At 60.5% G+C, this 13,676-nt stretch carries 11 protein-coding genes; all 11 read right to left on the reverse strand.

Going from position 1 to position 13,676, the window contains the following annotated elements; genetic code table 11:
• Positions 1-158: 158 nt before the first annotated feature.
• Complete coding sequence (gene hutG / locus AB4P92_RS13300; protein ID WP_395599511.1) at positions 159-962, reverse strand: N-formylglutamate deformylase; 804 nt, start codon at positions 960-962, stop codon at positions 159-161.
• 10 nt (positions 963-972) lie between these two features.
• Positions 973-2,178 (reverse strand): imidazolonepropionase, encoded by a 1,206-nt coding sequence (gene hutI / locus AB4P92_RS13305; RefSeq protein WP_395599512.1) that lies wholly within the window; start codon positions 2,176-2,178, stop codon positions 973-975.
• A 102-nt stretch (positions 2,179-2,280) separates the two neighbouring features.
• Positions 2,281-3,813, reverse strand: coding sequence for a histidine ammonia-lyase (gene hutH, locus AB4P92_RS13310; RefSeq protein ID WP_395599513.1), 1,533 nt, complete (start codon positions 3,811-3,813; stop codon positions 2,281-2,283).
• Positions 3,814-3,930: 117 nt separating this feature from the next.
• Positions 3,931-5,454 (reverse strand): histidine ammonia-lyase, encoded by a 1,524-nt coding sequence (gene hutH / locus AB4P92_RS13315; protein ID WP_395599514.1) that lies wholly within the window; start codon positions 5,452-5,454, stop codon positions 3,931-3,933.
• A 307-nt stretch (positions 5,455-5,761) separates the two neighbouring features.
• Positions 5,762-6,592, reverse strand: coding sequence for a glycine betaine/L-proline ABC transporter ATP-binding protein (locus AB4P92_RS13320; RefSeq protein WP_042561938.1), 831 nt, complete (start codon positions 6,590-6,592; stop codon positions 5,762-5,764).
• A complete protein-coding gene (locus tag AB4P92_RS13325; protein WP_042557230.1) occupies positions 6,589-7,440 on the reverse strand; it encodes a proline/glycine betaine ABC transporter permease in 852 nt (283 codons plus the stop codon). The genes AB4P92_RS13320 and AB4P92_RS13325 overlap by 4 nt, the downstream gene beginning before the upstream one ends.
• A gap of 83 nt (positions 7,441-7,523) precedes the next feature.
• On the reverse strand, positions 7,524-8,492 hold the full coding sequence (locus AB4P92_RS13330) for an ABC transporter substrate-binding protein (protein ID WP_200613958.1): 969 nt from the start codon (positions 8,490-8,492) through the stop codon (positions 7,524-7,526).
• A gap of 70 nt (positions 8,493-8,562) precedes the next feature.
• Complete coding sequence (locus tag AB4P92_RS13335) at positions 8,563-10,035, reverse strand: cytosine permease (RefSeq protein ID WP_047299376.1); 1,473 nt, start codon at positions 10,033-10,035, stop codon at positions 8,563-8,565.
• Between the two features lie 121 nt (positions 10,036-10,156).
• Positions 10,157-11,854 (reverse strand): urocanate hydratase, encoded by a 1,698-nt coding sequence (gene hutU, locus AB4P92_RS13340; RefSeq protein WP_047299375.1) that lies wholly within the window; start codon positions 11,852-11,854, stop codon positions 10,157-10,159.
• Positions 11,855-12,290: 436 nt separating this feature from the next.
• On the reverse strand, positions 12,291-12,860 hold the full coding sequence (locus AB4P92_RS13345) for a HutD family protein (protein WP_261736235.1): 570 nt from the start codon (positions 12,858-12,860) through the stop codon (positions 12,291-12,293).
• A gap of 9 nt (positions 12,861-12,869) precedes the next feature.
• Positions 12,870-13,580, reverse strand: a complete 711-nt coding sequence (gene hutC / locus AB4P92_RS13350) for a histidine utilization repressor (protein WP_181818442.1) — start codon at positions 13,578-13,580, stop codon at positions 12,870-12,872.
• Positions 13,581-13,676 lie beyond the last annotated feature (96 nt).

A 13,676-nucleotide genomic window follows, 5' to 3' on the forward strand; every position in this document is an offset into this window, starting at 1 on the left:
GCTGTCGCCGTCTGTCAGCCATAAACCAAAGCGGTTTTGAGCCGCACATAAAACCTGTGGGAGCGAGCCTGCTCGCGAAAGTGGTGGGTCATGCAACATAGATGTTGCCTGACCGGACGCCTTCGCGAGCAGGCTAGCTCCCACAACGAATTGTGTGATTACGTGCGGTAGCGGGATTCGCCCCACTTCAGCAAGCCCTGCAGCAATTCCTTGAGCACCAACTGCGTCGGCTCGGCCAGATCGGCGCGGTAGCGGAACGGTTCGAATTCTTCCATATAGGTGCACTGCCCCAGCTCCAGTTGCACCGCGTGAATATTCTCGGCCGGGTTGCCGTAATGACGGGTGATGTGGCCGCCCTTGAAGCGCCCGTTCAGCACATGGCTGTAGTCGCTGTGGCGCGCGCAGATCGCCTCCAGTTGAGTCGCCAGCTGCGGATCGCAACTGGCGCCGTTGAAGGTACCGAGGTTGAAGTCCGGCAGCTTGCCGTCAAACAGGTGCGGGATGATCGAGCGAATCGAGTGCGCATCAAACAGCAGCGCATAGCCGAACTCGGCCTTCAGCCGTGCCAGCTCTTGCTGCAAAGTGCGGTGATACGGCGTCCAGATTTGCTCCAGATACGTCGCGCGCTCTTCTTTCGACGGCTCCAGCCCTTCCTTGAACAACGGGATGCCATCAAACAGCGTTGCCGGATACAGGCCGGTGGTCGCCCCGGCATACAACGGTTTGTCATCGGACGGCCGGTTCAGGTCGATGACGAAGCGCGAGTACTCGGCCGCCAGAGTACTGGCGCCCAGCGCTTCGGCAAAGTCGTACAGTTGCGGAATATGCCAGTCAGTGTCCGGCAGGCTTTTCGCGTCGCCGATCAGGCCGGCCTCGACCACCGGGGTCAGACGTAAACCGGCATGCGGCATGCTGATCAGCAGCGGCACGCGACCTTGTTTGAAATTCAGAACCTTATCCACAACCGCTCTCCTACAGACTTGATTCAACGCCGTGACGCACGACGCGTTTGTCCAGATCGCCACCGAGCCAATACGCCAGATCCGCCGGGCGATCGATCTGCCAGGCGACAAAATCCGCGACCTTGCCAACTTCCAGCGAACCATGTGTGGCGGCCATGCCCAGCGCTTGCGCAGCGTGAATGGTTGCGCCGGCCAGGGCCTCTTCCGGGGTCATGCGGAAACAGGTGCAGGCCATGTTCAACATCAAACGCAGCGACAACGCAGGCGAGGTGCCCGGATTGAGATCGCTGGCGATGGCGATTTTCACCTTGTGTTTGCGCAAGGCGTCCATCGGCGGCAACTGGGTTTCGCGCAGGAAGTAGAACGCGCCCGGCAGCAGCACCGCGACGGTGTCGGACGCGGCCATGGCGATGGCATCGGCTTCGTCCATGAACTCCAGGTGATCGGCGGACAACGCCTTATAACGCGCGGCGAGGCTGGAACCGTGCAGCGACGACAGTTGCTCGGCGTGCAACTTCACCGGCAGACCGAGTGTTTGCGCGGCGATGAAAACGCGCTCGACCTGCTCCGGCGAGAACGCCAGGTATTCGCAGAACGCGTCCACTGCATCGACCAGACCTTCGGCGGCCAGCGCAGGCAGCATGTCGGTGCAGATGTGATCGATGTAATCGTCGGCGCGATCCTTGTACTCCGGCGGCAACGCGTGAGCGGCCAGGCAGGTGCTGCGCACGCTGATCGGCAGCTCTTTTGCCAGACGACGGATGACTCGCAGGATCTTGCGTTCGTTGGCCAGATCGAGACCGTAGCCGGACTTCATCTCTACCGTGGTCACGCCGTCGCGCATCAGGCTTTTCAGGCGTTTGGCGGCGCTGGCGAACAGTTCATCTTCGGTAGCTTCGCGAGTCGCGCGCACGGTGCTGGCGATGCCGCCGCCGGCCGCGGCGATTTCCGCGTAGCTGACGCCTTGCAGACGTTTCTCGAACTCGCCGCTGCGATTGCCACCGAACACCGTGTGGGTGTGGCAGTCGATCAGGCCGGGGGTGACCCACGCTCCTTGCAGGTCGCAGACCGCCGGGTATTCGCCGGAAGGCAATTGATTGCGCGGGCCGATCCACTCGATGAGCGCACCGGACGTCACGATGGCGGCATCCTCGATGATCGAGTAGACGCCCTGCGCCATGGTTGCGACGTGGCAGTGTTGCCAGAGGGTTTTCATCCCTTAGTCTCCACAGTATTCAAAATCGATTTCGCGAGCAGGCTCGCTCCCACAGGGGTAAGCATTCCGACTGTGGGAGCGAGCCTGCTCGCGAAGAGGTCATCAAAGGCTAGGCAGCATTTTCGCCGGAACCAGATCGTTCAAACACCGCGAAGCCAGCAGCTCAGTCGCCGCATTGATGTCCGGTGCAAAGAACCGGTCCTTCTCATAGAACGGCACTTCCTTGCGCAGAATGGCCCGAGCCTGTTCCAGCTTCGCCGAGGTCTTCAGGCCATTGCGCAGATCCAGCCCCTGCACCGCCGCCAACCATTCCACGGCGAGAATCCCGCGGGTGTTCTCGGCCATTTCCCACAGACGCTTGCCGGCCGCTGGAGCCATTGAAACGTGGTCTTCCTGGTTGGCTGAAGTCGGCAGGCTGTCCACCGAATGCGGGTGGGACAACGCCTTGTTCTCACTGGCCAGTGCGGCAGCCGTCACCTGAGCGATCATGAAACCGGAGTTCACGCCGCCATTGGCCACGAGAAACGGCGGCAGTTGCGACATGTGCTTGTCCATCATCAGCGAGATGCGGCGTTCGCTCAGCGAGCCGATTTCAGCGATCGCCAGCGCCATGTTGTCAGCGGCCATGGCCACTGGTTCGGCGTGGAAGTTACCGCCGGAAATCACATCGCCTTCAGCGGCAAACACCAGCGGATTATCGGAGACGGCGTTGGCTTCAACCGCCAGCACTTCAGCAGCCTGGCGGAACTGGGTCAGGCAGGCGCCCATGACTTGCGGCTGGCAGCGCAGGGAGTACGGATCCTGGACCTTGTCGCAGTTCTGGTGCGAGTCGGAAACTTCGCTGCGCTCACCCAGCAAATCGCGGTAAGCAGCGGCCGCATCGATCTGGCCTTTCTGCCCGCGAGCCGCGTGGATGCGCGCATCGAACGGCGAGCGCGAACCGAGCACCGCTTCAACCGTCAGACCGCCCAGCGCGATGGCGCCCGCAAACAAATCCTCACCTTCAAACAGACCACGCAACGCAAAAGCAGTAGAAACCTGAGTGCCGTTGAGCAACGCCAGACCTTCCTTCGCCGCCAGCGTCAGCGGCGTCAGGCCGGCGACTTTCAGCGCTTCGGTCGCTTCCATCCACTCGCCCTTGTAACGCGCCTTGCCTTCGCCAAGCAGCACCAGCGACATGTGCGCCAATGGAGCCAGGTCGCCGGAAGCACCGACCGAACCTTTCAACGGAATGTGCGGATAGACCTCGGCATTGATCAGTGCAATGAGCGCATCGATCACAACGCGACGGATGCCAGAAAAACCACGGCTGAGGCTGTTGACCTTGAGCACCATCACCAGCCGCACCAGCGCATCGCTGATCGGCGCGCCGACACCGGCAGCGTGGGACAACACCAGCGAGCGCTGGAGGTTTTCCAGATCTTCGCTGGCGATGCGGGTCGAGGCCAGCAGGCCGAAACCGGTATTGATGCCGTAGGCGGTACGATTTTCGGCGAGGATCTGCTCGACGCAGGCGACGCTGGCTTCAATCTGTTGCGAGGCGCTGTCGTCGAGGGTCAGCTTGACCGGGTTCTGATACACGTCACGCAGTTGGGCCAGGCTCAGTTGGCCGGGAATCAGGTTCAGCGCAGTCATTTTGTGCTCCTTTTGAGAGTTTATTGTTAACTCGCCAGACGCTCCGGAGATGTCCGTTGTCCGTCGCGTCTGCCCTTTTGGGGAGCCGCGCCTTGGTACGCTGGCGTAGATAGATTTTCAGTGCAGATTCGGTAATACGCGGTGCAGCAAGTTCGAGTCTTTCAAAACACTCGCGGCGGCGGTGATATCCGGCGCCAGCCAGCGATCCTGATCATAAGCCGGGACCTTTTCGCGCAGCAGTCGCCACGCAACATCGGTGCCCGCGCCGAAACGTTGTTCCTTGAGGAATTCAAACGCCTGCGCCGCCAGCAGATATTCGATGGCGAGGATCTGCGTGCAGTTTTCCAGGGCGCGATGCAGTTTGAGCGCGGCGTTGGTGCCCATGCTCAAGTGGTCTTCCTGCAAACCTGAAGTGATGTAGTTGTCGAGCACCGCCGGTTGCGCCAATTGGCGGTTTTCCGCACACAGCGACGCGGCGACGTATTGCACGATCATCATCCCGGAGTTAACCCCCGGATTGGCCACCAGAAATGCCGGCAGACCGCTGACGTGCGGATTCACCAAGCGATCAAGACGACGCTCGGCAATCGAGCCGATTTCCGCCATGGCAATCGCCAGCAAATCTGCCGCCATTGCCACCGACTGACCGTGCGGGTTGGCTTGCGACATGACGCGGAATTCGTCCGGTGTGCCCAGCAGCAGCGGGTTATCGGTGCAGCCATTGAGTTCGCTTTCGATCTGTTTGATCGCATGCTCCAGTTGATCGCGCGCGGCGCCGTGCACCTGCGGAATCGAACGGATGCTCAGCGCGTCCTGAGTGCGAATGCCTTTGCTCGATGCGATCACTTCACTGCCGTCGAGCAATGTACGCAGATTGACGCCAACCTGCTGCATCCCCGGATGCGGTTTCAGCGCAATGATCTCCGCATCGAACGCGGCGATCTGCCCACGCTGCGCTTCGAAACTCATGGCGCCGATCACGTCGGCCCATTGCAGCAGGCGCGTGGCGTCGGCGATGGCCAGGCAGCTGAGGCCGGTCATGCACGGCGTGCCGTTGACCAGACACAAACCGTCCTTCGCGCCGAGTTGCACCGGTTGCAGGCCCTCTTCGGCCAGCGCTTGTTGAGCAGAGGTGATTTGCCCGCGATAGCTGACGCTGCCGACGCCTAGCAGCGCAATGCCGATGTGCGCCATGTGGGTCAGATAACCCACCGAGCCTTGCGACGGCACCTGCGGCGTGATGCCGCGATTGAGCAACGCCAGCAGCGCTTCGACCACCCGGCGATGGATGCCGGATTTGCCGTGGCTGTAGTTGTGGATCGCGGCACAGATGATCGCGCGGGTTTGTTCGTCAGCGAGTACCGGGCCGACGCCGCAGGCATGGCTGAGCAAAGTGTTGCGTGACAACTGGCTGAGCTGTTCGTCTTTCAGCGAGACATTGGAGAGCCCGCCCAGGCCGGTATTGACGCCATAAGCACGCTCGCCGCTGGCAACAATGCGCTGGACGATGCCTTGCGCGTTTTCGATGCGCGCCCACGTGTCGCTCGACAGCTCGAGCGGCGCGCCGTGACGGGCGACGGCGACTACGTCTTGCCAGCGCAGGTGGGCGCCGGTGATCACGACTTTTTCAGCCTGGGACATCTTTAACCTCAACCGTAATATTGATGCAGCTTCACTGGCCCTATCGCTGGCAAGCCAGCTCCCACAGGATCTCCAGTGTTCACACAATCTCTGTAGGAACTGGGCCTGCCAGCCCCCACAGAGCCCCCTGTGTTCACACAATCTTTGTAAGACCTGGGTCTGCCAGCCCCCACAGAGCCCCCAGTGTTCACACAATCTTTGTAAGACCTGGGCCTGCCAGCCCCTACAGAGTCCTCAGGGTTCACACATTCCCTGTGGGAGCTGGCTTGCCAGCGATGAGGCCAGTCATTGCACTGCAAAACCCAGATCAGACCACCGCCGCCCGCCGCTGCACGAACCGGTCAACATATTCATCCGCCGGCGAATGCAGGATCTCGCGTGGCGTACCAACCTGAATCAACTTGCCATCCTTGAGGATCGCAATGCGATTGCCGATACGCACCGCCTCGTCGAGGTCGTGGGTGATGAAGACGATGGTCTTGTGCAGGGTCTTTTGCAGTTCCAGCAACTGGTCCTGCATCTCGGCGCGGATCAGCGGATCCAGCGCGCTGAACGCCTCGTCCATCAGGATGATGTCAGTGTCCGCCGCCAAGGCGCGGGCCAGGCCCACACGCTGACGCATGCCGCCGGAGAGCTGGTGCGGGTATTTGTTTTCGTAGCCTTTGAGGCCCACGGTGTTGATCCAGTGCTGCGCCCGCTCGGCGCACAGTTGCTTGCTCTCGCCGCGCACTTTCAGGCCGTAGGCGACGTTGTCGAGCACGCTCTTGTGCGGCAGCAGGCCGAAGCTCTGGAAGACCATGCTGATCTTGTGCCGGCGAAATTCGCGCAGGGCTTGCATGTCGTATTGCAGGATGTCCACGCCGTCCACCAGGATCGCGCCACTGGTCGGGTCGATCAGGCGATTGAAGTGGCGCACCAGCGTCGATTTGCCGGAGCCGGACAGGCCCATGATCACGAAAATCTCGCCAGTGCCGATGCTCAGCGACAGGTCGTTGACTCCGACCACGCAGCCGGTTTCGTTCAGCACCTGATCCTTGGTCTTGCCTTGGCCCACCATGGCCAAGGCGTCCTTGGCGCGGTTGCCGAAAATCTTGAAGACGTTTTTGACTTCGATCTTGCTCACGGTTGCGTTGCTCATTTGCTCACCTCATGCCGTGGCCGACCGTACGCCTGAGTAATGCGGTCGATGACCACTGCGAGAATCACGATCGCCAGACCGGCCTCAAGCCCGCGTCCGACGTTGAGGGTCTGAATCCCCACCAGCACGTCTTCACCCAGGCCACGGGCGCCGATCATCGAGGCGATCACCACCATCGACAGGGCCATCATGGTGGTCTGGTTGATCCCGGCCATGATGCTTGGCAGGGCCAGCGGCAGCTGCACGCCGAACAGTTGCTGCCAGCGGTTGGCACCGAACGCGTTGATCGCTTCCATGACTTCGCCGTCGACCTGGCGAATGCCCAGATCGGTCAGGCGAATCAGCGGTGGCGCGGCGTAGATCACGGTGGCGAAAATCGCCGGGACCTTGCCCAGACCGAACAGCATCAGCACCGGGATCAGGTACACGAAACTCGGCATGGTCTGCATGATGTCGAGCAGCGGCATCAATACCGAACGCAGGCGATTGCTGCGCGCCGAGAGAATCCCCAGCGGAATGCCGATCAGCACCGAAATGATCGTCGCCACCATCATCAGCGCCAGCGTCTGCATGAGTTTGTCCCACAGGCCGACAGCGCCTACGAGAAACAACAGACCGACGATCACCGCCGTGGTCACGACTTTGCGCGTTGCATGCCAGGCGACGACACCGACGATCGCCAGCATCAGCCACCAAGGCGCTGCACGCAGCAGGCCTTCGAGATTGACGATGGCCCACAACAGGGTGTCCGAGATCTGGCGGAACACATCACCGTAGTTGGTGACCAGCGAATCGACCCAACCGTTGACCCAGTCGGCGATGGAAAAGGTAAAGCTTTCGGGAAACATAAGCGGCTCTCAATCAGAAATCTCAATCAAGCGATGACGGCATATCTCCCGGCCAGCCTCACGGTTGGCCGGGAGGTATCGACCTACAGCGCCGCGTCGATTTTCTTGGCGGCGTCTTCACTGACCCACGCGTGCCAGACTTCAGGATGTTCCTTGAGGAAGATTTTCGCCAGTTTTGGCGACTCGATACGTTCCTTCGCCATGCGTCCCAGATTCTGGTTCAGCAGATCGATCGGCAGGTTGACCTTTTCCAGCACGGCCACCAGCTCTGGAGCCTGCTCGTGGAAGGTCTTGGACAGGCCGACCTTGATCGTCACGGCCTTGTCGACGCCCGGTTTTTCTTCCAGTTTGACCAGATCGACCTGGCCCATCAGCGGGGTCGGCGACCAGTAGTAGAAGAGAATCGGCTCGCCACGTTTGTAGCTCGACAGCACCGCCGCATCCAGCGCCGGGCCGGTGCCTGGGCGGAAGTTGGTGTAGCTGTTTTCCAGTCCGTAGCTTTTCAGCATTTCGCTGTTGTCCAGCTCGCAGGTCCAGCCGGCCGGGCAGTTGTAGAAGCGGCCCTTGGCCGGCTCTTCAGCGTCTTTGAACACGGCGGAATACTTGGCCAGATCAGCGATGTTTTTCAGGTCTGGCGCTTTCGGTTCAAGCTTGCGCTTGGCGTCGCCTTCGATCACATAACGCGGCACGTACCAGCCTTCGATAGCGCCCACGACAGGTGCGCCGACACCGACGACCTTGCCGGCCTTCTCGGCCTTGTTCCAGACTTCGCTGCGGCCGACCCACTCTTCGGCGAACACTTGAATGTCGTTGCTGCTCAGGGCGTTTTCCATGGTGATGGAGTTGCCCGGCAGGCTGTCGGTCTTGCAGTCGTAGCCTTTCTCCAACACCACTTGCATGACGTCGGTCAGCAGCATGCCGCTTTCCCAGTTCAGGCCGGCGAACTTCACCGGTTTGCCTGACTCGCACCAACCGGCCGCCTGGGTGGCACCGGCACTGGCGAGCAGGCCCATGGAAAGCACAGTGGTCAGCAGGGTCTTGTTCGATTTCATTGTCGTGACGCTCCTAATCATGAATTGGGCTTACGGCAGTCAAGAGGCATCCAGCCCTGTCCACGTCCAATCAGGCCTGCGCCGCAACACGGCTGGCCCCGCTTTTTTCAGGTTGTGCATCGCTGTCCCGCTCGGTCGGCAGAATCAGATGATCAGGTACGGCGCTGTGCCATTTTTTCGCACAGACGTAATACACGGCGGCGGGCACCACCAGCCCGATGATCCAGGAGATATCCACATCACCCAGCGCCGCCACCAAGGGACCTGTGTAGAACTTGGTGGAAATAAACGGCAGCTGCACCAGCACGCCGAACACATAAACGCTGATACCGAGGATGTTCCAGCGGCCATAGCGACCATTTGGATCGGCCAGCGCCGGCACGTCATAGCGCTCACGGGTGATGCAGTAGTAGTCCACCAGGTTGATCGCGCTCCATGGCGTGAAGAAGGCGAGCAGGAACAGGATGAAAGACTTGAACGCCCCGAGAAACGAATGCTGACCAAGCAATGCGATCAGGGTTGCCGCACCGACGATGAACAGCACGAACACAAGACGCTGCAGGCGGGACACCTTCAGGTGACCACGGAAACCGCTGATGATGGTCGCGATGCACATGAAGCTGCCGTAGGAGTTCAGCGTGGAAATGGTCACTTTGCCGAAGGCGATGCTGAAGTACAGCAGCGCAGCGGTGGCACCGGTACCGCCCAGACCTACGATGTAAGCCACTTCATGGCCGGCGAATTGGCCGTTCGCCGAAGCCGCAGCGAATACGCCGAGGATCATCGCCACTTGGGCGCCAATCACCGACCCGGCACCCGCGGCGAAAAAGGTTTTCACCGAGGAAGTGCTGCTCGGCAGGTAGCGCGAATAGTCAGCCACGTATGGGCCGAAAGCGATCTGCCAGGAAGCGGCGAGCGACACCGCCAGCAGGAAACTGCTCCAGCTGAAATGGCGGATTTGCAGGAGTGCGCCGACGTCGGTCTGATTCATCAGACGCCAGAACAGGAAAACAAAAGCGATCACGCCGATGACGCTGGCGACACGGCCAATCCAGTGGATAACTCGATAACCGAGCACCGTTACCAAGACGATGACACTGGCAAAAATCAGGATGCCGGCGCTGTCGCTGACACCAAACAACTGGCCCAGCGCCTGACCGGAAAGCACGGTTCCGGTGGCGGTAAAACCCAGGTACATCAAACACACCAGCACGATCGGGATGGCCGCGCCATACACACCGAACTGCACGCGGCTGGAGATCATTTGCGGCAAGCCCAGTTTCGGTCCTTGCGCAGCATGCAGCGCCATGACGCCACCGCCGAGCAGTTGACCGATCAGCAGACCGATCAACGACCAGAACACATCACCGCCCAGCACCACGGCCAGGGCCCCGGTGACAATCGCGGTGATCTGCAGATTGGCACCCATCCACAGGGTGAACTGGCTGAACAGACGACCGTGTCTTTCCACTTCCGGGATGTAGTCGATCGAACGCCTTTCGATCAACGGTTTGTTGCCTGCACGATCGGTGTCAACAGCCATGATTCAACCTCTGTGGATTGTTAGATTCCCTGTAGGAGCTGCCGCAGGCTGCGATCTTTTGATCTTGAAAAACCAACCTCAAAAGATCGCAGCCTGCGGCAGCTCCTACAGGGTTTTGCGTTTATTTACCGGTAATCATCGGCAGGTTCAGGCCCTGCTCCTTCGCGCAATCGATGGCGATCTGGTAACCAGCGTCGGCGTGACGCATGACACCGGTGGCCGGGTCGTTATGCAGCACGCGTGCGATTCGCTCGGCCGCTTCGTCGGTGCCGTCGCAGACAATCACCATGCCCGAGTGCTGCGAGAAACCCATGCCGACGCCGCCACCGTGGTGCAGGGAGACCCAGGTCGCGCCGCTCGCGGTATTGAGCAGAGCGTTGAGCAGTGGCCAATCGGACACAGCGTCGGAACCGTCCTGCATCGATTCGGTTTCGCGGTTCGGGCTGGCAACCGAACCGGAGTCGAGGTGGTCGCGACCGATCACGATTGGCGCGGACAATTCACCGCTGCGAACCATTTCGTTGAAGGCCAGACCGAGCTTGGCGCGCAGGCCCAGGCCAACCCAGCAGATACGTGCCGGCAGACCCTGGAAGCTGATGCGCTCCCGGGCCATGTCCAGCCAGTTGTGCAGGTGGGCGTCGTCCGGGATCAGCTCTTTGACCTTGGCGTCGGTTTTGTAGATGTCTTGCGGATCACCCGACAGCGCCGCCCAGCGGAACGGGCCGATGCCACGACAGAACAGCGGACGGATGTAAGCCGGCACGAAACCCGGGAAGTCGAATGCGTTCTCGACGCCTTCTTCCTGCGCCATCTGACGGATGTTGTTGCCGTAGTCGAAGGTCGGAATGCCTTGTTTCTGGAATTCCAGCATCGCTTTGACGTGCACAGCCATCGACTGCTTGGCGGCTTTGATCACAGCGGCCGGTTCGGTCTTGGCGCGGGCGCGGTATTCGTCCCAGGTCCAGCCGGCCGGCAGGTAACCGTTGAGTGGATCGTGGGCGCTGGTCTGGTCGGTGACCATGTCCGGGCGCACGCCGCGCTTGACCAGTTCCGGCAGGATTTCCGCCGCGTTGCCCAGCAGGGCGATGGAGATCGCTTTGCCTTCTTTGGTGTATTTGGCGATGCGCGCCAGCGCGTCATCGAGGTCAGTAGCTTGCTCGTCGACGTAGCGGCTTTTCAGACGGAAATCGATGCTGACCTGCTGGCATTCGATGTTCAGCGAGCAGGCGCCGGCCAGGGTTGCCGCCAGAGGCTGAGCGCCACCCATGCCGCCCAGACCTGCGGTCAGGACCCACTTGCCGGAGAGGTTGTCGTTGTAGTGCTGACGACCGGCCTCAACGAAGGTTTCGTAGGTGCCTTGAACGATGCCCTGGCTGCCGATGTAGATCCAGCTGCCAGCAGTCATCTGGCCGTACATGGCCAGGCCCTTGGCGTCGAGTTCGTTGAAGTGCTCCCAGCTCGCCCAGTGCGGTACGAGGTTGGAGTTGGCGATCAGGACGCGCGGGGCGTTGCTGTGGGTCTTGAACACGCCGACCGGCTTGCCGGATTGCACCAGCAGGGTCTCGTCGTCATTCAGGTTGGTCAGGCTCTCGACGATCTTGTCGTAGCACTCCCAGTTACGGGCGGCGCGACCGATACCGCCATAAACCACCAGCTCTTTCGGGTTCTCGGCGACTTCCGGGTCGAGGTTGTTCATCAGCATGCGCAGCGGCGCTTCGGTCAGCCAGCTCTTGGCGGTCAGCTTGTTGCCGCGGGCGGCACGGATTTCGACGTCACGGTGCTTTGTAAATGCAGTAGCAGTACGGTTGTTATCAGTCACGAAAAAGACTCCTCAGCGATCAATTCAAACCAACCCTGGCAGTGGGCAAGCAGCCTGCGCGCATCAATGCGCGACAAGCGAATCAGTGGACGCTGCGGACTCATACGCATACGTCTTTACTTGTACATACAAGCATATGCAATCAAGCGGCCAACTTGGTGACGCGGTGTTCAAGAAAAATCGCGGACACGGCTGGAGATCGCCTGAATCAAGGGTTCTGGCGATGATGAAATTTTTCGCGGGGCTGGTTTGGGGAGTTGGGGGATGGTTACGAGAGCATGGTTTTGCGCCACGCTGGGGCGTTCGGTAACAAGTTGGTGCGTGGTTGGGAACACCCCAAAAGCAAAAGATCGCAGCCTTCGGCAGCTCCTTCAGTGGGATTGATGTACACCCTGTAGGAGCTGCCGAAGGCTGCGATCTTTAGATTGTTTGTGAATCAGCGTGTAGTGAGTTCGATCACGCAGCAACCGGCATTGACGGATATCTCAACCAGCCCGGTGTTACCGTCCAGTTGCAGGCAGTCGTGTCGGCCAAGTTGTGCACTCTTCTCACCGACCACAACTTCAAGCAACTCACTGACACTGAACACCAGCACCGTCCCCGCCGAACTGAAAAATCGTTGCTCGCCATCCAGCCACTGCAATCGCGCGCTGTAACGCTGCGGCGCATAAATCAGGTTGAAGTCGCGAATCGCCCCACCGAGCAAGGTGCAGGAAACCTGGCTCTCACCGCTGAATGCAAAGGGATCGAGCGGTAGCAGTGGCCGAGTATCGTCGCCGTCGACGCACAGGGTCATGCCGTCACCCTGCAACACGGTAATCACCCGCTGGTAACCGGCAAAGCTCGAAAAACCGCCGGACTCGGCGATGTCGGCAATCGAAAGACGCCAGCCGAAACCGTCGAGGCCAGCGCCAGCGTCACGGGTGATTTCTTCAGTGCTACCGCCGCCGTTTTTCCACGGCATACGCGGATAGCCTTCGGCGCGCAGGACTTTCAGTGAACTCATTTATGCTCTCTATTTATGGAACCGACCTTCCAGACGATGACGGGAACCGGGGTGAATCAGGCGCGCAGCGGTCACCGGCTGACGGCCCGACCACGTGCGGCGGCGGATCAGCAGGCATGGCTCGCCCTTTTCGATCTGCAGCAATTTGCACTCGGACGCCTCGGCCAGGATTGCTTCGACCACATGCTCGCCCTCAGTCAGCGGCGCCACCTGGTTGAGATAGGCGTATGGCGTTTGCAGGGTGAAGTCCTGCTTGAGGTATTCCGGGGCGACCAGCGCGTTGACGAAACGGTCTTCGATTTGCACCGGAATATCGTTTTCGTAATGCACGATCAGCGAGTGAAATACCTTTTGCCCTTCGCGCATGTCCAGCGCCAGTGCGCGCTCGGAACCGGCAGCCTCTTCTTCGAGGGTGATGACCTGGCAGGTGTGGCGATGACCGCGGGAGGCGATTTCATCGGCGATGTTATGCACTTCAAACAGCGCGGACTGGCTCTTCGGCTCGGCGACGAAGGTGCCGACGCCTTGCATACGCACCAGCAGGCCGTCGGCGGTCATCTCGCGCAGCGCGCGATTGATGGTCATGCGGCTGAAACCGAGCTGATTGACCAGTTCGCTCTCGGACGGCACGCGGTAGTGCGGCGGCCAGTTCCCGCTGTCGATCTGCTGGGTGATCATCTGTTTGACGCGGGCGTACAAGGGCGCCGGACTGTCGCCCATGTTCGCGGCCAACGGGGAAACTGGAGGCGGAGTCGGCACGGTGGATCCTTGTTCGTCGGTAGAGGTTGCTAGCTTGCCGGAGTTTACCGGGCAGGC

Source organism: Pseudomonas sp. A0308, assembly GCF_044218815.1.
Lineage (GTDB): Bacteria > Pseudomonadota > Gammaproteobacteria > Pseudomonadales > Pseudomonadaceae > Aquipseudomonas > Aquipseudomonas iridis.